The sequence below is a fragment of the Maribacter sp. 1_2014MBL_MicDiv genome (genome assembly GCF_001865655.1).
Taxonomy (GTDB): Bacteria; Bacteroidota; Bacteroidia; order Flavobacteriales; family Flavobacteriaceae; genus Maribacter; species Maribacter dokdonensis.
Map to the genome: position 1 here is coordinate 1,883,661 of NZ_CP011318.1, position 19,203 is coordinate 1,902,863.

At 32.9% G+C, this 19,203-nt stretch carries 21 protein-coding genes and 1 tRNA gene; 5 read left to right on the forward strand and 17 right to left on the reverse strand.

Features of this window, described 5'->3' with window-relative positions; all coding sequences use genetic code 11:
• Positions 1 to 35 precede the first annotated feature (35 nt).
• The 15 genes from YQ22_RS07950 to mce form a co-directional block, all read right to left on the reverse strand.
• The gene (locus tag YQ22_RS07950; RefSeq protein ID WP_071340753.1) at positions 36 to 1,004 is read right to left on the reverse strand and encodes a hypothetical protein; all 969 of its coding nucleotides are present in this window, start codon (positions 1,002 to 1,004) and stop codon (positions 36 to 38) included.
• Positions 1,005 to 1,475: 471 nt separating this feature from the next.
• On the reverse strand, positions 1,476 to 2,894 hold the full coding sequence (locus tag YQ22_RS07955; RefSeq protein WP_071340754.1) for a Sau3AI family type II restriction endonuclease: 1,419 nt from the start codon (positions 2,892 to 2,894) through the stop codon (positions 1,476 to 1,478).
• Entirely contained in the window at positions 2,872 to 4,119 is a 1,248-nt protein-coding gene (locus tag YQ22_RS07960; protein WP_071340755.1) for a DNA cytosine methyltransferase, read from the reverse strand. The genes YQ22_RS07955 and YQ22_RS07960 overlap by 23 nt, the downstream gene beginning before the upstream one ends.
• A 4-nt stretch (positions 4,120 to 4,123) precedes the next feature.
• Complete coding sequence (locus YQ22_RS07965; RefSeq protein WP_071340756.1) at positions 4,124 to 4,432, reverse strand: helix-turn-helix domain-containing protein; 309 nt, start codon at positions 4,430 to 4,432, stop codon at positions 4,124 to 4,126.
• Between the two features lie 253 nt (positions 4,433 to 4,685).
• Positions 4,686 to 4,916 carry a hypothetical protein gene (locus YQ22_RS07970; RefSeq protein WP_071340757.1) on the reverse strand — a complete coding sequence of 77 codons (231 nt, stop codon included), beginning with the start codon at positions 4,914 to 4,916 and terminating at the stop codon, positions 4,686 to 4,688.
• 49 nt (positions 4,917 to 4,965) lie between these two features.
• Positions 4,966 to 5,550: a ParA family protein gene (locus tag YQ22_RS07975; RefSeq protein ID WP_071340758.1), complete on the reverse strand. Its 585-nt coding sequence runs from the start codon at positions 5,548 to 5,550 to the stop codon at positions 4,966 to 4,968.
• A 2-nt stretch (positions 5,551 to 5,552) separates the two neighbouring features.
• A complete protein-coding gene (locus tag YQ22_RS07980) occupies positions 5,553 to 6,005 on the reverse strand; it encodes a DUF6730 family protein (RefSeq protein WP_071340759.1) in 453 nt (150 codons plus the stop codon).
• Between the two features lie 2 nt (positions 6,006 to 6,007).
• On the reverse strand, positions 6,008 to 6,868 hold the full coding sequence (locus YQ22_RS07985) for a relaxase/mobilization nuclease domain-containing protein (protein ID WP_071340760.1): 861 nt from the start codon (positions 6,866 to 6,868) through the stop codon (positions 6,008 to 6,010).
• Positions 6,858 to 7,169 (reverse strand): mobilization protein MbpA, encoded by a 312-nt coding sequence (gene mbpA / locus YQ22_RS07990; RefSeq protein ID WP_071340761.1) that lies wholly within the window; start codon positions 7,167 to 7,169, stop codon positions 6,858 to 6,860. Before mbpA ends, YQ22_RS07985 begins: the two co-directional genes overlap by 11 nt.
• 85 nt (positions 7,170 to 7,254) lie before the next feature.
• A complete protein-coding gene (locus tag YQ22_RS07995) occupies positions 7,255 to 8,097 on the reverse strand; it encodes a toprim domain-containing protein (protein ID WP_071340762.1) in 843 nt (280 codons plus the stop codon).
• 204 nt (positions 8,098 to 8,301) lie between these two features.
• Positions 8,302 to 9,513: a primase-helicase family protein gene (locus YQ22_RS08000; RefSeq protein WP_071340763.1), complete on the reverse strand. Its 1,212-nt coding sequence runs from the start codon at positions 9,511 to 9,513 to the stop codon at positions 8,302 to 8,304.
• A gap of 90 nt (positions 9,514 to 9,603) precedes the next feature.
• Positions 9,604 to 9,897: a helix-turn-helix transcriptional regulator gene (locus YQ22_RS08005; RefSeq protein WP_083414214.1), complete on the reverse strand. Its 294-nt coding sequence runs from the start codon at positions 9,895 to 9,897 to the stop codon at positions 9,604 to 9,606.
• A 104-nt stretch (positions 9,898 to 10,001) separates the two neighbouring features.
• Complete coding sequence (locus YQ22_RS08010; RefSeq protein WP_071340764.1) at positions 10,002 to 10,748, reverse strand: hypothetical protein; 747 nt, start codon at positions 10,746 to 10,748, stop codon at positions 10,002 to 10,004.
• A gap of 125 nt (positions 10,749 to 10,873) precedes the next feature.
• Positions 10,874 to 10,947 (reverse strand) — tRNA-Ile (locus YQ22_RS08015).
• Between the two features lie 224 nt (positions 10,948 to 11,171).
• Complete coding sequence (mce, locus tag YQ22_RS08020; RefSeq protein WP_058104614.1) at positions 11,172 to 11,576, reverse strand: methylmalonyl-CoA epimerase; 405 nt, start codon at positions 11,574 to 11,576, stop codon at positions 11,172 to 11,174.
• Positions 11,577 to 11,641: 65 nt separating this feature from the next.
• On the opposite strand from mce, the gene rbfA reads away from it, so the two are divergent.
• Both rbfA and YQ22_RS08030 read left to right on the forward strand, forming a co-directional pair.
• A complete protein-coding gene (rbfA, locus tag YQ22_RS08025; RefSeq protein WP_058104613.1) occupies positions 11,642 to 12,034 on the forward strand; it encodes a 30S ribosome-binding factor RbfA in 393 nt (130 codons plus the stop codon).
• A gap of 4 nt (positions 12,035 to 12,038) precedes the next feature.
• A complete protein-coding gene (locus YQ22_RS08030; protein WP_071340765.1) occupies positions 12,039 to 13,244 on the forward strand; it encodes an ABC transporter permease in 1,206 nt (401 codons plus the stop codon).
• Here the strand turns inward: YQ22_RS08030 and dusB are convergent.
• The gene (gene dusB / locus YQ22_RS08035; RefSeq protein ID WP_071340766.1) at positions 13,241 to 14,239 is read right to left on the reverse strand and encodes a tRNA dihydrouridine synthase DusB; all 999 of its coding nucleotides are present in this window, start codon (positions 14,237 to 14,239) and stop codon (positions 13,241 to 13,243) included. The genes YQ22_RS08030 and dusB overlap by 4 nt on opposite strands.
• 207 nt (positions 14,240 to 14,446) lie before the next feature.
• On the opposite strand from dusB, the gene YQ22_RS08040 reads away from it, so the two are divergent.
• Genes YQ22_RS08040 through YQ22_RS08050 form a run of 3 tightly spaced genes read left to right on the forward strand, consistent with a single transcriptional unit; the run spans position 14,447 to position 16,789 of the window.
• Positions 14,447 to 15,229 (forward strand): prolipoprotein diacylglyceryl transferase family protein, encoded by a 783-nt coding sequence (locus tag YQ22_RS08040; RefSeq protein ID WP_071340767.1) that lies wholly within the window; start codon positions 14,447 to 14,449, stop codon positions 15,227 to 15,229.
• Complete coding sequence (locus tag YQ22_RS08045) at positions 15,201 to 16,595, forward strand: radical SAM protein (protein ID WP_071340768.1); 1,395 nt, start codon at positions 15,201 to 15,203, stop codon at positions 16,593 to 16,595. The genes YQ22_RS08040 and YQ22_RS08045 overlap by 29 nt, the downstream gene beginning before the upstream one ends.
• Positions 16,592 to 16,789, forward strand: coding sequence for a hypothetical protein (locus YQ22_RS08050; RefSeq protein ID WP_071340769.1), 198 nt, complete (start codon positions 16,592 to 16,594; stop codon positions 16,787 to 16,789). Before YQ22_RS08045 ends, YQ22_RS08050 begins: the two co-directional genes overlap by 4 nt.
• Before the next feature lie 6 nt (positions 16,790 to 16,795).
• Here the strand turns inward: YQ22_RS08050 and YQ22_RS08055 are convergent, their stop codons facing one another.
• Complete coding sequence (locus YQ22_RS08055; protein WP_071340770.1) at positions 16,796 to 19,195, reverse strand: TonB-dependent receptor; 2,400 nt, start codon at positions 19,193 to 19,195, stop codon at positions 16,796 to 16,798.
• Between the last annotated feature and the right edge of the window lie 8 nt (positions 19,196 to 19,203).

Consider the following 19,203-nt stretch of genomic DNA (forward strand, 5'->3'; position numbering starts at 1 on the left):
TCTGGAATGTTGTTTATTAAACTATTCAACTCGGTTTAATAATCTCTATTTTCAGGATTATCCAAAAACCTATTAAGTAAATCTCTTATGTGCTCTGGTTCTTTATGTATTGGCTTGTTCTTAGCAACAATAATATCAGATGTTGGAGTTAATGTAAGCCAGGCATCATCATGATCTCTATCCCAGACCCCGTACAAGCACTTTGTACCTTTCTTGATGACAATATCTTCTTTGAAGATTATAGTGCCGCTAAACCGTGGTGTGTTTGAATTGCGGTAAGATTTATTTTTCTCCAGATGAAAACTTAACCTTGACCATGGATTGGAATCTTTTGGTTCGTTGGTTGAAGCTTCTGTTTTCAGAAGCTCACTTAAAAGACCTTCTAACTGTTCGGGGTATGTAATTGTAACATATTTATCAATTGTATTTTCTTCAATTTCCAATAAGCCTAAAAGCTTAAATTTATTATATATTGAATAATTTTCTATGTAATAAGCCCATGAAACTATATTTCCATGGTTTTTAATAAAATTTAGAATAAATCTAGCTTCATTATTATCAAATCTAGTTTCTTCGAATCTTTGAATTGCTTCGTAAAATCTAAGTATACTTTGATTATTCTTTTCCTGTTGTTCTTGTTCTTGTTTCCAAATTTCTAAAATCCTTTTATTAGCTTCATCATTTTCTTTTTTTCTGATTGCTTCACAGGCTTTGCACAACGGTTTATTTCTTACAAGTTCGGCGAAGCTAGATTGAGAATTGACATTTCGTTCTACTAGGTTAATACAATTTTTACAATTGATTGTTAGAATCGAATGAGAATACTCTTTGATAATATCGAAGAGCTCACGAATTCTTATTTTTTTTTCAGCAGCCAACTTTTTTGGTTTATTCAAAAAATGACCTTTTTCAAATAGCCAGTATCTGTTTAACAAATTCAACGTCTCATCGTCTGGATTATTTCTGATGATAACGGAGTATTTTATTTCTTGAGTATTATCCATAAAAAAAGCGCGGAACTGAACCTGTTAGCACCGAAGGTATCGCCAGACACCCTAACACCACACAAGAACAGCCCACGCCAGAGCGTGGGCATATGTCTTGATTGTAGTGTTTATTAAAACTGGCGATTTTATCGGTACTAAATCAAAAGCAAAATGCTTTTATATTTTAAATTCTTTAATTTTCCTTATATAATATATTAATTAATTTACTTCAAATTTAGTTTAAATCTATTATTTTATTTTTTGATTATTTAATCCTTAAATCAAAAACATTTGTGGGTTTGGAAAATGTGCTTAACCGTATTGTTTAAGAAAATTAGGGTATAAAAAGATACTTTTTTTCAAATAAACACAGAGCCACCTTTTATATTTTGTTTTCTAAAAACCAAATTTTCAAATTTAGGGGTATTATATATAAGCACAAGCCATACAATTTTAAATGTATGAGCTATGTTTTATATCTACGTTATCTTATTTCAGGTATATTTCGTCTCGCACATAATTTGCATTAAACCAAAAACATTGTTTACTATATTCCTTAGTTTTAAGTTTTTTATCTTCAACAGGCAAAGGATATGTAAAAGTAGAGTCAGTTCCGTGAGGTCTTACGTGGCAAACATTACTATCTTTTAATTTGGGTAGATTATTTTTCCTAATTGGATTTCCTTTTTTGGAATACCTAATTTCTCCTTTTTTATCATAGGCATAATCTTTAAAAATAGTTCCGTTTTGAATTTGCTTTTTTGTATTAAGCCAAACTCTTCGTACTTCATTTCTATCATTGAAAGGCATATTCCAAAATTGGGCTTTATCTAGGTAATACTCTTCTTTAATTTTCTTAAAAAAGACAAATAAAAATTTCTTCTCTGTCAAGTCTTTTAGTTCAGATTCTCTCCAACTTTCTTCATAAATTTGTTCGAATTTAAACGCAGGAAAGGAAACAGATTGTTCAATTGAATTATTCTCTTCAACTCTAATTGCTTTAATCTCTATGTCTGCTTTTTGAAACTCCTCAATTTCTTGATCTATTTCTATTCCAAGAATCGCCTTTGTTAAAGATTGATAATATTGATAAGATTTTTTTATTTCAAGTTTTAAAGACTGTTCTATTTCTCTTGCAAGCATTCCATAAAACGGGACAAACTTTGAGAGAACAATATCTTCAATAGAATTTTTGTCATCTAAAATCTCAGGTTTTTCAATAATTTTCCCATAAACAGCAGTTTCTTCTTGAGCAATATTTGCAATGATATGATTTACATAACCTTGTTTAAGAGAATAAGCTCGTTGCTTTGCTTGTTCTTTGTTGAACGGTTGATTTCTAAATGATTTTAGAGCAGTCGAACCTTTTGTACAAGCTCCAAGATAGAACGTATCTCCTTCTGATAATTCGTGAGCTTTTCCGTCCTTAATTTTTTGATTTATTAATTCCCAATCTTTTTTGATAATTTTTAAATCTTCGTTTGGATATTGCCAACCGTCAACTAATTTTATTAAATAATCAAGTAAATCTAAATCTTTATCGTGTAAATAAAATACTAAAAGTAAATGTGCGTTTTTCTTCCAAAATGAACTCGTTTCAAATTCTTCTTTATGAACTTCTAAATAGTTTATGATATTTAAAACAAGTCTTTCTTTTGAACGATATTCTCCGTTTTTTAAGGTTTTTAACGGACTTGATTTTAATTCAAGACCTGCTTCCAAAAAATCGGGTTCTGCATCAGAATTTGGTTCATAGCCGAAATAAAATTTCTCTAATATTTGACCAAAATTTCCTTTTCCTTTATAACCGTGTTTTTCAATTTCAGAACCACAAGCTTGTCTTAAATTTTGGTTTTTAAGTTGTTTGGCAAATTCAATAATTGAATCAGCCGAAGTTATATCCAACATATTCAAATTGGTTTATCTGTCTGTAAAGTTCTTCTCCAATTTTTTCAATCACGCCAACAACTAAAGCATTTCCCATAAAAAACGCTCGTTTTGTGTCTGTGATTCCTTCCAATTTTGTATGATTATCTGGAAACATATTTAACCTTTCTAACTCAATTGGTGTTAATCTTCTCAAACCCCTGTCAGAAATAATTACGTGTTTAAATCTTGAAGGTGATTTACCACCTTCTCCAGTTATAATCGTTCTTGAAGCATTGTCTAAAGCATCTGGGTAAATCATTCCACCTTCTGAATATTTGTAAACAAAACCATCTTGTGATTTTCGTTCAATAGTTTTTGCTCCTTTTAAATATTCCCATTTTTCTTTGTCTTTATCGTCAATGAAAAAATCAGGTGTAACTTCTCCATTTTGTAAAACGTCTGCTAAAACAGTTTTCTTACCATCATAATTTGGTACTGTTTTAGTTGTGTAAACTTTCCCTTTTATTAATAAACCTGTATTTTGGAAAGGCGATAATTTACCATTTTTATTGAAATTATTGGTTATTTCTACTAAATCTCCTTTTAACTCAACTTCTTGAATTGAATTTGTTTTAGCAACAGGAAAAGCGTTTGCAATAGTTCCTTCTTCTGTTAGCCAATTTGTTTTATTTGATTTTTGAAGTCTTTTGTAAACTTCTGTCGAATTATGATAGCCAATAAAGAAAACTCTTCTTCTCCTTTGTGGCATTCCATATTCAGCTGCATTTATAACTCGCCATTCTACTGCGTAACCTAAATCATTTAAGCTTTGAAGCATTACAGCAAAATCACGACCTCTTTGTTTTGCTGGCGATTTTAAAAGTCTATCAACATTTTCTAAAAACAAGTATTTTGGTTTGTTTTTTTTGTTTTCTAAAATTTGGTGAATTGACCACCAAAGAACACCTTTTTTTCCTTTTAACCCTTTTGAATTGTGTAAAGTTGTTGCAACAGAATAATCTTGACAAGGAAATCCACCAACCAATAAATCGTGATCAGGAATTTCTTCTACATTTCTTGTAACAACTTCATTTATATCTTCGTTTGAGTGATTTTCTTTTCCAAAACGGGCTTCGTAAACTTTTGAAGCGTGTTGCATTTTGGTTGACGGTTCCCATTGATTACTCCAAACCACTTTGTAGTTGCTTTTTTCAAGTCCAAGACGAAAACCTCCAACCCCTGCAAACAATTCTGCAACTTTCATTTTCCTATTTTCCAATTTCTTGAGCTTTATAATAGTTAATTTTTTCTTCTGCAATCTTTAATATTTCGGAAGTAGATTCCGTATATTTTAATTCGTCCGCAATTTTTTCAGAGTACCAATTTATTATTAATTCAGTTTCGGGAAGTCCATAAAAATTGGCAAGTCTTACAATTTGTTCCATTGTCGGTTTTCTTTCATTTTTCTCAAACTTGCTAATCAAAGATTGATCAATATCGACTTCAGCCGCAACTTTTCGAAGTATCAAATCTTTTTCCTCTCTCGCACATTTTAAAGTGTCGCCTAATGTTTTCATTGGTCAAAATTGTTTTAGACAGATATTGTCCAAATTTATAAAACATTTTCGGCCTCTAAGGTTTAATTCAGATTATTTTTCGAATAGTTAAAAAGGATATAGAGCTTAACCTTATAAGTGGCTTCTCAACTTGTAGGTAACATAGGTATCATAAATATTTTTTATTACACCATTAATAATAGGATACTTGTAGTATCAGTATCTTACCGTTGCAAATTTATAAAATATTAAAAATAGAATTTTGATTATTATATTATAATTGATTTAAATATATAAGAATACTTTCATTGATAATTGCTTTAACACTTCGATCTTCTTCAAGTGCCTTTTCCTTCAATTTTCTCAAAATTGATTTATCTATATAAAATGAAAATTGCTTTTCATTTTTGTCAATAGGTATTTCTGGTACCACCTTTTGAATAGACTTGTCTGGTTTCGAGGCTCGTGCTTGGGCTATTAAATTATTGAACTCTGTTTTTAACATGATGTAGATTTATATAATTATATAATTCATTATTTATGTAAATGTGTATTTATATAAGTGATGTTAATACCTCTTTCGTTAGGCTATCAATTTGCCTTTGGGCATTACTATCTGTTGCAACTCCTTTTAGCAAAGGAGATCTAGTAAATGCTACCAAATCGCTTATCATTGTTTTAGCTACATTTATTTTATGTAAATCAAGGTTTTTCAAAATATCTTCAGTAATTGTTGTGTTAGCTTTTACCATGTTCAGGATAATCATGGTATTGTTCTCTTTCAGTTCATCTTTAATAATACTAATAGTGTTATCAATAGCTAACAAATCTAGAATTCCGGCTTTTGTGGGAACTAATATTAAATCTGCAATTTTGATAAGCCCTTTCAACTTTGACGATAGGTAAGGAGGTGTATCAATGAAAATGAAATCCAAATTATTGTCAATTGTCAAAATATTTTCATCTGTAGTTATTTGAAACGAATCAACAATTTTAGCTAACTGTGATAGACTACCTTGAGCATCTATGTCAAGAATGGCAACTTTTGAATGTTCACTAAGATTCTGTGAAAGATTATAACAAAGGTTACTCTTTCCAACGCCTCCCTTTTGATTCATAATTAAAATGATTTTTGCCATAGTTATTCAGTTTTAGTATTGCTCCATTTTTGATAAGTTTCGTTAGCTTCTTGGTTGTCTTTCAAAAAGGAATTGAAATGACTTATGACATTATTTTGACCTTTTTCATAATATTCTAGATTAGTTTCAGAAATAGAGTTTAGATTATAAATAGTGAAGCTGGTCAACAAAAAACAGCATAAAAGCAAATTACCAAATAAGATGATAATCCAATTAGGGTAGTGATTCGACTTCGAAAGCTTTCTTGTCAACTCGGAGATTTTTTTGTGTTGTTCTACGGATAGTTCTTCCTGTTGTTTAAGACTGATGCTCAAAACCGATTTCATTTCCCTTAAATCTGGCGACAGAGGAATAGTTTTTAATTCCTTGGACAACTGTTCCATTTTATGGAGTTGTGTCTTAAAATCGCTTAACTCCTCTACTAATAGCTCTGCTAAATCATCAATTTTTGCCATAATTAAATTCCTATTTCCATTCCTTTTGTTATTACTTGTTTTACAGCCTTCTTTGCTAAACTTGACAAGAAATTAGTACTTAGTTCAACCATGCTACCACCTATGTTAACTGCTTTTGCGGAATGTTGAAGAATTTTTCCACTACTATTTGTGGCAAGTTCATTTGCAATCTTACCTCCACTCATTGAACGGTGTACTTCACTTCCTTTCAGGTTTACCCCTTTAAATTCGAATCTAAAGCCTTGTAACCGTCCACCTTTATTGATACTAGGAATTACTTGTATATTTTTAGAAGCCATTTTTTTGATGTAATCGTCAAAAGTTTTAGGTCGGCTATTTTTCATTACATGTTTGTGTATGTTTTGAATTTCTAAACGTAAGTTTTTAAGCTTGTCAAGCTTTTCATTTTGAACATCTTGCACCGTTTTCAGCCCCATGGATTTGGCTACTTTTTCAGCACTAAATGTGGTTCTTTTTCCAATAAAACTATCGTTATAGGTTCTGCCGTTAAAGTTTATTCTATTGATTATCAAGTGCATATGTTTGCATTTTGTATTGGAGTGAGTGAATGCGATTGCTTGATGGTTTGTAAGTTTCATTTCTGTAATAAATCTTTGCGCTATTTCACCAAACTGTTTATCGGTCAACTTCTGACCATCTTTTATAGTTGGACTTATGATGAAACTCATGGTGTTCTTTTTGCATTTAACATTCATGTTTTGAATGGTTTTGAATTCATTGGAAATTTCTTTAGAATTTTCACCTAATAGATTTTGCCTAAGAACAACCGTTGCATCTTTTTCTTGATCCCAACTATAGGCAATGGTATTATTGTTTGAGACTAGATTAACCTTACCTATCATTTTTAAAATTGTTTAAATGACCTTTGATTTCTTTAGCAAGAGCATATACTTCTTCAGTTAATTTTGGATTTCGTTTGCGGTACATATTTCCAATTGCAGTAAAATTATTACTGTATTTGATTAAGGTTTTATAAAACTCAATCTGTTCCTCATTTAAGATTTCGACAATTTTAACATCTAAAGCAGACCTTAAACAAAATTCACTAAGTGATAGCCCTGCCTTTTTCGCCTTTTTTTTTAGCAGTTTTTTCTCGTACACCCTACATCTAAATTGAATAAATTCTTTCTTTGTTTTTTTCATTTTCTTTTGCGACCATCGGGAGTAAAAGCAAGTTTTGGTATGTCATTGTCATGACAAGACCACTGCTTGCCAACTTACTCATTCCCTAAATTTCATTTTTTTTAACCCACCACTCATTTACATCATTAAATGCTGTATATAATTTTGAACAATCTTTAAAAACTGTTTGTTGAGTAGTAAATTTCTGTGCTATTGCTCGTCCAGTTTTATCCTGGTCTAAAAAGAGATTTATTCTTTTATATTTTTCAGAATAATCATTTAGTCTACTAGAAAAAGAACAGGAATTAAGAACTAGTAAATCAGAGTTTTTCATTAGTGAATAATCCATTGACAAAAGAGATAGCATGTCAAACATTCCCTCTGTAACCGTCAACGAATTATTGCCATTATTGATTAGAGAAATATCCTTTGGAGAAGAACCCGATTTGAAATATTTGTTACGCAACTCCCAACCTCCGGAGTTGTTCTTTATCCCTATTGAAAAGTATTTTTTATCATTTAAAGTAAAGTGCACCTCTTTGCAAATAACTCGTGCTGCGGATATAGAAATTTTTCTAGTTTCTAGATAATCTATCAAACCAAAATGTTGAATAGGTTTTACGCTGTCAATCTTTATACAAGAATTTAATTTTGTAGATGTAAAAGTTTGCTGATGAAAAGACAAATGAGTTTTATTTTCGGATAAATAGTCAAGTGCATCTTTTACCGAACCTAGCATTTTTGATAATAGGTCTATTAAATTACCCCCTAAACCTATCCCAAAATCATAGAATACATTTTTTTGTTTATTGACTTTAAATGAAGGGTCAGATTCATTCCTAAATGGAGATAGAAACCAGGCTTCTTTTTCGGTTTCTCGAATGGGGTTATAACCTAGATTTCTAAGAGTTATTATTATGTCTATTTTCTTTGCTTCTACACAGTTCATTTCTTGTGGAGTTTAATTGGTGATATTTTTGATGAAACGATGACAATTTCTGTTAACTCAATGGTATTAGGAGTTTCCCTGTCATCGTTTTGTCATCGTTTCATCAAACTTGATTTATTTCTTATACTAATCTGTCATCACTTGTATTTTTGATGACAAAATGATGACAAAGTGATGACACTCTAATCGTCCATTCTCATTGGGCTAATCGTATTCTGTCATCAAATCATCAAAATTTTCAAGTAAAAAATCCTTTTTTACGGTATAGTATCTTCCTTTGGTTGTATTTAGTATGATTTCACCGTCTGAAAGGAAACAGAACTTTTCATATGATTTACTGTTCTCTTGATTTTTCAATTTCCACTCTTTCTTTAGTATTTTTCTAACATGTGTTTGATCCGTACTTACCCTTGATTTACTTAGAGCTGGTAGAATGTCTCCTGAGCATAATTTAACTTCTTCCAAATCAAATTTCTCCATTACCATTAGACAAATACTAGCAATTTCTTTTTCTACCCGATTACGATTATTCTGTACTAATTTTTTTAGTGCAGCCGTTTTTATTTGAGTTGGAGTGAACCACATTCTGGTAGTATTATTTGTACTTAGTTTTCTATTTTTTAAAAAATAGAGAAAAGCAGGAATCTCTTTTTTTAATTTGACCAGCATGTCTATCTCTTCCGTTTTTATAGTAGGAACTTTAAGTACCCAAAATCTAGTTTCATTGCTGTCTATTTTTATGAAACTATCTTCGTTATTACTGCAAAGAATAAACTTTCCAAAAAATTCAATTTCTCTTTTATCCTTACCCTTAGCTTCAATCTTATTTATATTGGTTGTACTTAAATATTTAATTCTTTCTGTTAATTCCTCTTTATTAAATAGCACTTCATCAATCATTATTAAGAGCATATTAGCCCAATCGGCATTGAACTGACTTCCAAAACTATCATTGGTTAGGTAGGTTGCGTTATTCTCGAAAATCATTTTAAGCCATTTCAGAAAAGAACTTTTTCCGGTACTTCTTTGGGTTGATACCAGGCACAGAATTGGAAGTGTCTGTGTTGGCTTTAGAAATAAAAGCGATAAATAATCCAATCCTAATTCATAATGATTCCCAAAAATATGTTTCACAAACTTCTTTGATAGTTCGCATTCTCCTTGAATTGGATTGTTGCTTAGTGGGTTGTAGGTATTATAAAAGGTTAAATATTGTTTTTTAAAATTTGTATGACTAGGAATACAAGTAAAGCCGTCAAATTTTTCAATTTTCGCAAAGTAGTCTTTGCCATGATCCTGTCTAATGATTTCGGCATTCCAAGAGATTAGTATTTCATTGTAATGACCTGCAATAGTAGGTGCTTTAACTGTCTTAAAATAGGATGTACCTACTCTAATATATGGTGTCTCGTTCATATATAGTGGATTGAAAACCGTATATTTGAACTATACGATTTAAGGTGAAGTCTTAAATTGTTTAAAATTTATAGCGTAGTGTTACAAGCACTACGCTTTTTTATTTTTAGATAGGTGTTTACTGACCAAATCATCGACTTGTTGGTCTGTGGGAGAATGATTGCTCAAAAGCCATTCTTCAATTTCTAGCCTGTCAAAAAAGAGAGAACCTTTAGTTGGCTTGTTAAATGGTATAAGATTTAAAGAGGTTAAACGATAAATGTTTTTATCGCTCCAACCCGTATAATTCATTAGATCTTTCAAGTTAAAAACTCTCTTTTGTACCCAAAAGGAATCTCTAAAAATTGATTTAAGTTCTTCTGCTGTAATAAATAGTTTACTCATATTAAGGTTTTAAATTAAAAGCTTGAGTAAACGACGTCGTTTATATTTGAATTCGATTCTAATGTATTATAATTGGTACTATTGGATTTTGATAATGGTGATTTCTAATCATTTTTAACGATAAAGTGTGTCATAAATTCGACGAAAGACACGTATTCTTCATGAAAAAAATATTCTTCTACTTTTTTATTTCTGCTTTTCTTAGCATTATTATAAGATGAAATATTAAATATATCTCCTTTATCATCTACAAATAGTTTTTTACGAAATGCAATTGAAGGCTTGAACGATTTAGAATACTGTTCAAAAACATCTAAAATTGTAGAAAATTGACCCAACGTTAATGAACTTGACCAATAGATTTTAGCCTTGTGACCAAAATCATTCATTAGAACTATATTAAAATCTTCGAAAGATGTTTTATTATCAATAAATTCTGCGTCAAGCAATTTTAAGTAAATTTTTTTTAAATCTGCCATTGAGAAAGTAAATCCAAAATTCTTTATTCTCTTTATTCTCTTTATTCTTCTTTTGAAAACTGAAGGCTTGATTATAATATGATCAGGAGTATTTATTTTAAAACCATTCTTGGTCAAATAATAGTTTGCAATTGTAATAACAATCAAAATCAGATATACTACTATATAAAAAATTGACCAGAACAAACTATCATGATGAGAATTAATCATGTCATAAAAAGCAATTAAATGAGCTAAAATAAAACCTTTGAAAAAAATCTCAACTAATAATTTTTCATTGCTAAAAAACCTTTCGTTAGTTTTTAACCTGATATTATAGGTTATTGGAATAAACCATTTATAGAATTCTATGAGATAATTTTTATTAGCCATTTTATTGATTTTTACCTAAATTAGTAACTATTGGAACTAAATAAAAATCAAATGTTCGACCTATGTTCGACCCACTAAAAACAGAAAAGCCTCTCGATTTCTCGAAAGGCTTGTCTTTGTTGATGTGGTCCCACCTGGACTCGAACCAGGGACCACCTGATTATGAGTCAGGTGCTCTAACCAGCTGAGCTATAGGACCGGTTATAATTCAATATTTCAATTCTTTTTTTACCACCTGTCCCGATAGCTATCGGGAGAGTCAGGTGCTCTAACCAGCTGAGCTATAGGACTGGTTATAATTTTGTAAGGCGTAACCCGAATTTAATCGGTTAAACTAGTGCTCAAACCAGTTGCATTACAAAACCCGCAAATTGCGGATGCAATATTACTACTTATTTTTAACCAACACAAACAATTTCACCGCTACTTGACAATTTCTTGGCACAACTCTACCAACACCCCATTTGCTGTCTTTGGGTGTACAAAGGCAACTAGCTTATTATCTGCCCCTTTCTTGGGTTTTTCATTCAGTAAAGTAAAGCCTTCAGCTTTTAAACGTTCCATTTCAGCAAAAATATCTTCCACTTCAAAAGCTACGTGGTGTATGCCTTCTCCCTTTTTTTCCAAAAACTTGGCAATGGGTCCGTTAGCCGTTGTGGCGGCCAACAACTCTATTTTGTTAGGTCCGTTTTTAAAGAAGGAGGTTAGTACTCCTTCCGATGCAACTTCTTCTTGCTTATAGGGTGCCACACCCAGTAATTTCTCAAAAAGGGCATTAGAATCTTCCATGTTCTTTACCGCAATACCCAAATGTTCGATCTTTTTCATGCCTTATTTGCTTCAGAGTGCATTATATAGGGGTTAAGATACATTTTTCTATGTATTTTTGCAGTATGGAAACGCAAAGACAACGTAAGATAGCGGGAGTTATTCAAAAAGATATTGTAGACATTCTACAAAAGGCTGCCATTGATGGTGGGTTACGTAATACCCTTATCTCCGTATCTAAGGTTTCGGTAACAACAGATCTTTCTATTGCCAAAATATACTTGAGCATTTTTCCTAATGAGAAAGCGGGAGAGTTAATGGAGGGCATAAAATCTAACCAACCCCTAATTAAACACGAACTTTCTCAACGTACACGTAACCAATTACGTAGAGTGCCTGAGTTATTGTTCTATTTAGATGATTCTCTAGATTATATAGAGAACATTGAAAAATCACTGAAGCGCGAAGAAAACCCAATAGAGAACAGAGATTTATTACCTAAACGTAAAAAGAGCTGATCAGTTGAATTTTCCTCTCTATATCGCTAAAAGGTATGTGCGTTCTAAAAGTACCCAGAACGCGGTCAACATTATTAATTTTATCACCTTTTTAGTTATTGTCATTGGCTCTGCCGCACTATTTATTGTATTATCTGCCTTCGCCGGTTTAAAAACCTTCAGCCTTTCTTTTACAGAGTCTTTTGACCCACAATTAAAAGCATTACCCGTAGCTGGTAAGACATTTACCTTATCCCCAGAACAGGAAGAACGTTTGCAAACGGTCAACGGATTGGCATTTTACTCTAAAGAAATAGAAGAGAAAGTTTCTCTTGAACACCGAGGAAAAAACCATATTGCATACATAAAAGGGGTAGATAGTAACTACACTAAAGTAACTGGTGTAGATAGTACACTTTATATTGGCGACTGGACATTAAACGAATCTCAAGTAGTGTCCGGTCTGGGTATTGCCAATATCCTAGGTGTTACCATCAATCAATATAGAAGCCCTATGCAGATCTATGCTTTTAAACCGGGCAAGGGTTCTATATCGCAACAAAGTATTTCATCGCTCTACAATCAATTGCCCATGGTCATTGGTGGCGTGTATGCCGTAGAAGCTGATTTGGATAATAAATACGTCTTTGCCGATCTGCGATTGACACAAGCTTTATTGGAAAAAGATTCGCTCTCCATTTCCGGTATTAATTTTAAGATGGATGAAGGTGTTGAACCTAGCGCCGTGCGTGATGAAATTCAAACAATTTTGGGTGATGGCGTACAACTAAAAAACAGACAACAACTGAACAGTACACTTTACAAAATGCTGAATACCGAAAACGTAGCTACGTATCTCATTTTTACTTTGGTACTTATCATCGCCTTATTTAATGTGGTAGGCGCTATTATCATGATGATTTTAGACAAGCAACAGAATTCTAAAACACTCTACAGCCTAGGTACTACGATCAAAGAATTGCGCCGTATTTATTTTGTACAAGGCATTCTTGTTACCGGTTTTGGTGGATTAATTGGCGTATTACTTGGTGTATTAATTGTTTGGTCCCAACTTGCTTTCAGTTGGCTAAAAATAACGGCTACTTTAGCTTATCCGGTAAAGTTTGAAATTATCAATATTGTCATAGTACTGGCAACCATTCTTGTATTGGGCATAATTGCCTCTAAAATTGCAAGTAGCCGAATCAATAAAAAGTTAGTAGACCTCTAAGCATTCGTAAACTGGTGATCGCCGAACTTTTGCAACACCTCATCAAAAGCAGCGAATACCGAAGCAGAATCATCACTGGTTACCATTTTCATACGATACTCCTTAAAATTAGGAATTCCTTTAAAGTAGTTGGTATAATGTCTTCTAGTTTCAAACACGCCCAAAGTTTCCCCTTTCCAATCTATAGACATCTGTAAATGACGACGCGCAGCTTCTACACGTTCTGCCATTGTTGGTGGTGCTAAATGGGTTCCTGTTTCAAAAAAGTGTTTTATTTCCCTAAATATCCAAGGGTAACCTATGCTTGCACGACCAATCATTGCACCGTCCAAACCAAACTCATCACGCATTTTCATGGCTGCTTCCGGTGAATCTACATCTCCGTTACCAAATACGGGTATATGCATTCTTGGATTGTTCTTTACCTCTCTAATAGGATTCCAATCTGCACTTCCCTTATACATTTGTGCACGGGTCCTTCCATGTATTGCTATTGCGGCACAGCCCACGTCTTGTAAACGTTCTGCAACCTCAACAATTTTAATGGAACTATCATCCCAACCTAATCTGGTCTTTACCGTAATGGGTAAATTACTATGCTCTACCATAGCCTTGGTCAAAGAGACCATTAAGTCTATATCCTTTAATATTCCGGCTCCCGCTCCTCTAGATACCACTTTCTTTACAGGGCAACCAAAATTAATATCAATGATATCGGGCTTTGACTTTTCTACAATCTCTACAGATTGTAACATACTATCCAAATTAGCGCCAAAAATTTGAATACCTACAGGGCGTTCCTTCTCATAAATATCTAGCTTCATTACGCTTTTTGCGGCATCACGAATTAATCCTTCCGAAGAAATAAATTCTGTATACACAACATCGGCTCCTTGCTCTTTACAAAGGGCTCTAAATGGTGGGTCGCTTACATCTTCCATTGGCGCTAAAAGCAACGGAAAATCAGGTAGTTGTATGTCTCCTATCTTGGGCACTGCTGTCTAATTTTGGGTTGCAAAGTTATATAAAAATACGGGAAGCGCATTACTTAAGCTTTTTGATAAATTCTATGGTTTTACAGGCTATTATCACTTGTTAAAACACTTGTTTGTAGAAACGACGTAAATTAGTATCCAAATGCAGTCTTTATATACGCTTCTAAATATATTTCAAATTTTAAATAAAGCTTTGACAATAACTTTATGACCCAAACGCTACTTATTGTCTCGCTACCTTTTGAACCTATTGTATTTGGTGTAAAATTAAACATGCACCTTATTCTTGAATACCTAGCGTTTTTTGTAGGGTTTAGATACTATGTTTTTCTACGGAAAAAGAGCGCTGATGTCATTTCTTCCAATAACCGACTCTCCATAATCATAGGTGCTATTTTTGGGGCGCTGTTTTTATCAAGATTAGCGGCGTTTTTTGAAAACCCTATAGCCCACATAGATCAAGGTTTGCTTTATAACCTAAACAACAAAACCATAATGGGCGGACTCTTTGGTGGCTTGCTGGGTGTGGAGCTTGCGAAGAAGATTATTGGCGAAAAACATTCGTCTGGAGACTTATTTACACTGCCTATCATCTTAGGCATTATCATAGGTAGAATTGGTTGCTTTTTAGCAGGTGTTAAAGAGTTTACCTACGGAAAAGAAACTACCTTTTTTACCGGCATGGATTTAGGTGATGGTGTTTTAAGACACCCTATTGCACTATATGAAATGCTATTTTTATCCGTGCTTTTCATCATCATCAAAAGGTTACAAAAGTTGAATCTTACTTTTAAAAACGGGGATCTTTTTAAGCTCTTTATGGTTACCTATTTCTCCCTTCGATTCGGTATCGAATTTCTAAAACCCAACCCTTTTTATTTCTTAGGGCTAAGTAGTATTCAAATATTATGTCTAATTTGTTTGGTGTACTACCAAAAATTCATCCTACGGGGAATAACATATGTCAGAAAAAAACTATACCTATTATGATTTTACATTAAGCCTATGCCCAGAATGTTTACGTAGGGTAGATGCCAAAATCGTTTTTGAGAACGAGAAGGTGTATATGCTTAAAAACTGTAGAGAGCATGGTAGGTCTAAGGTGCTTATTGCAGACGATATTGAGTACTATAAGAACATAAGAAACTATAATAAGGCTTCTGAATACCCAAAAACCTTCAATACAAAAACACATTTTGGATGCCCTTATGATTGCGGTCTTTGCCCGGATCACGAGCAACATTCTTGTCTTACGGTTATTGAACTGACCGACCGCTGCAACCTTACCTGCCCTACCTGCTATGCGGGATCATCTCCCACTTATGGTAGACACCGCACATTAGAGGAGATTAAAAAAATGTTAGATGTTATCGTTAAAAACGAGGGAGAACCAGATGTGGTTCAACTTAGTGGTGGTGAGCCTACCATACATCCTAACTTTTTTGAAATTCTTGATTACGCAAAATCGCTCCCTATTCGGCATTTAATGTTGAATACCAACGGAATTAAAATTGCAAAAGATTTTGATTTTGCGAAACGATTGGCAACTTACGCACCAGATTTTGAAGTGTATTTACAGTTTGATTCTTTGGATAACCATGTACTACAAACCTTAAGAGGGGCAGACCTGGCAGATATTCGTCTACAAGCGTTAGATCACTTAAATCAATTGAACCTTTCCACAACATTGGTAGTCACATTACAAAAGGGGCTGAACGACCATGAAATGGGAAGCACCATAGACTTTGCCCTAAAACAAAAATGTGTGCGCGGCGTAACTTTTCAACCCACACAAATTGCTGGTAGATTAGAAAATTTTGAAGTAGATGAAAACCGTATTACCTTAACTGAAGTACGTAGAAAAATTTTAGAGCAATCGCCCATTTTTGAACCAGACGATTTAATACCGGTACCCTGTAACCCCGATGCCTTGGTGATGGCATATGCTCTAAAATTAGGCGATGAGGTAAACCCGCTAACTAGGTTCATTAACCCAGATGATTTATTGAACGAAGGTAAAAACACTATAATTTACGAGCAAGATGAACAACTGCACGGTAAAATGATCGAGCTTTTTAGTACAGGCAATTCCGTTGAAAAAGCATCGGAAAACTTGAAGAGCATAATGTGCTGCCTACCTGAAATTGATGCTCCAGAACTTGGATATGACAATCTATTTCGCATCATCATTATGCAATTTATAGATGCCCATAATTTTGATGTCCGTGCCATTAAGAAATCTTGTGTACACATTGTAAACAAAGACTATAAAATTATCCCTTTTGAAACTATGAACTTATTTTATAGAGATGATAAAATAGAACGATTAAAGGAATTACAAAACGAAATGATATGATTTTAGAGGTTGGAAATCTTGATGGGCTATTTACTTTAATACTTCTTATAATGTTTGGTCCGGCATTATTGTTTTTAATTATTGGAATTATTCTATTTTCTCAACAAAAGAAAAAAGCCGGTAAAGTTTTTTTGATTTTAGCAGGTATCTACCTACTAGTTAGTTTAGGTATTTGTGGATCTATGATGACTTAAGCAAATCTATAATCGATTGTTTTCATCTGTGCTTTTACTCTTAGAGTTATCTCTAATTTTTGTGTTACCAAATTTGTACCTAAAACCCAATACAAACAGTCGATTTTCGCGTCTAGTACTTGTAGAATTATTTTGTTCAAGATAGTTTCTTGTAGAATAAATATTTCCCTTATTAAAAATATCTTCTACACCTATAGAAATGCTAGCATCTTTGTTCCAAAATGTCTTTCTGAAATTTATACCCAATTTACTATAGGCTCTAAAACTGGCATTACCTTGTACGTATGGCGAAATATAAGTGAATGCCATGTCCGCATACAATGATTCATCTTTTAATAATGTAAAATAATTATTAGCTCGTAGGTATGTGGTCCAAGTAGAGTTGTCAATAATAGCGTTGGTAGTTACATCAACAAATTTATTCTGATTGTAATATTGGCTCACTAAAAAATAAAAATACCAATACGAGGTAAAATATTTAGATACGCTAGCATCTGCACCAAAATTATAATTGGTTTCTAAATTTACATACTGCGCTATTAAAAAATTGGTCGTATTGTCTTGAATAAATTGTTGTACCTGTTGGTCCGATTTTATACTCGTAAATAATGCAAACTTATAGTCTTTATCATACACATAATCAACTTCTATATAGCTGCGATATGCTGGTTTTAAATTAGGGTTTCCCTCAAAAATAGAGTTTGCAGATATATAATATTGAAAAGGGTTAATGCTGCTATATCTAGGCCGGGTAATTCGCCTGTAATATTTAACCATGAAAGCATTTTTGTCTTTCGTATAGGACATAGACAAGTTTGGAAATACATCAAAATAAGAATTTGTGTTTGCTGATGATAAAATATTTAATTCTCCCTTTGTGTCTGTATATTCTGCTCTAAGACCTACATTTAATTTCCATTTTTCCCAACTGTTACTAAGGCTTACGTAACCTGCATAAATTTGTTCGTCGTAATTAAAAATTCCAGATTCTGAAGGGTTAATGTTGGTAATGGTCTCATCAAAACCAGACTGTAGAATACTTGACTCTGAGTTTATATTTGCAAATTTTAAGCCTGTCTCTAAAGTAGACTGTTTTGATAACGGTAATGTTAGGTCTGTTTGGGCGCTGAAAAGGTTTATAATCTGGTCTGAACTTATATTTAACGTATTCTCAGAAGTATTCTCGGTAAAACCTTCTACAATGTCATTATTTAATTCTTGATTATCCTTAGAATCATAATAGGTAAAGTGGGCGTTTGTTGCTATTTCTGCCCCTTTATCATCCAACTTATGTACCCAATCTAAATAATTAGACGTGTTATAGGTATCATCACCTAATGTATTAAGACCTTTTAAACGCGCTATTATATCTGCATTGGTACTTTCAATATCGGTTGATGAGGTATATATTGTATTGTTATCGGGTGATAAACTTGAGGTAGAAGAAAAGCTTAGCGCATTTTTTTCATTTAATTCAATATCTAAAAACAGATTTAGATTATGACTTTTTCCTTTAGATATAGATTTTTGCTCTGCAGTCCAAATCTCATTTTCTTGTCCGTCTTCAAAAAACGTGGTAGCATCAGAATATCTGGTCCAATCCCTATCATGACTAAAACTGTAGTTCGTTGAAAAATCTACTCTTTTACCTTTAAAAAAGTGATCTGTACCTACTGTATGTTTTGGTAAAACACCTTGCGTATATCTGTTAAAAACAGCACCGTTATACCCTGCAACAAGGTTTTTCTTCATTTTAATATCAATTAACAAACCACCCTCTGCACTATATTTTGCTGGCGGACTCGTAATTACTTCTATAGATTGTACATTACTTGCAGAACTACCGCTAAGTAAATTAATAATATCCTCTTCCGGTAAGTTGACCAGCTTACCATTGATCATAATATTTACCTTAGAACTACCATTTACATACAAACGATTATTCATTACCATAACACCTGGTGTACGCTTTAGAACATCCCAAATATCGCCATCAGAAATTGCCGTGTTTTCAACGTTGAAAATATGACGATCTGCCAATTGTTCTAATTTTGGTTTGTTCTGTGTTACTTCGACCTCATCTAATTCTTGAGCGCTTTGAAGAACAAGTGGTGGCATCTCAATATTACTTGTTACCACTAACAAATCACTTTCAACAGTATTTGCTATATAACTGGCAACAATTCTAAAATTACCCTTTGCTATGGAATGAATCTCGTAGTCTCCTTGATCATTGGTAACCGTACCTTTAATAAATTCACTTTGTTCACTCAACAAGATTACATTGGCCAAAACAACGGGTATATTGTTCTCGTCTACGACCGTACCGTTGATGGTAAAATCTTGTGCTAACGCTAAAGAAAACGTAAGAAAAAATATAACCGTTAAATAAGTACTCCTAATCATTTAATAAG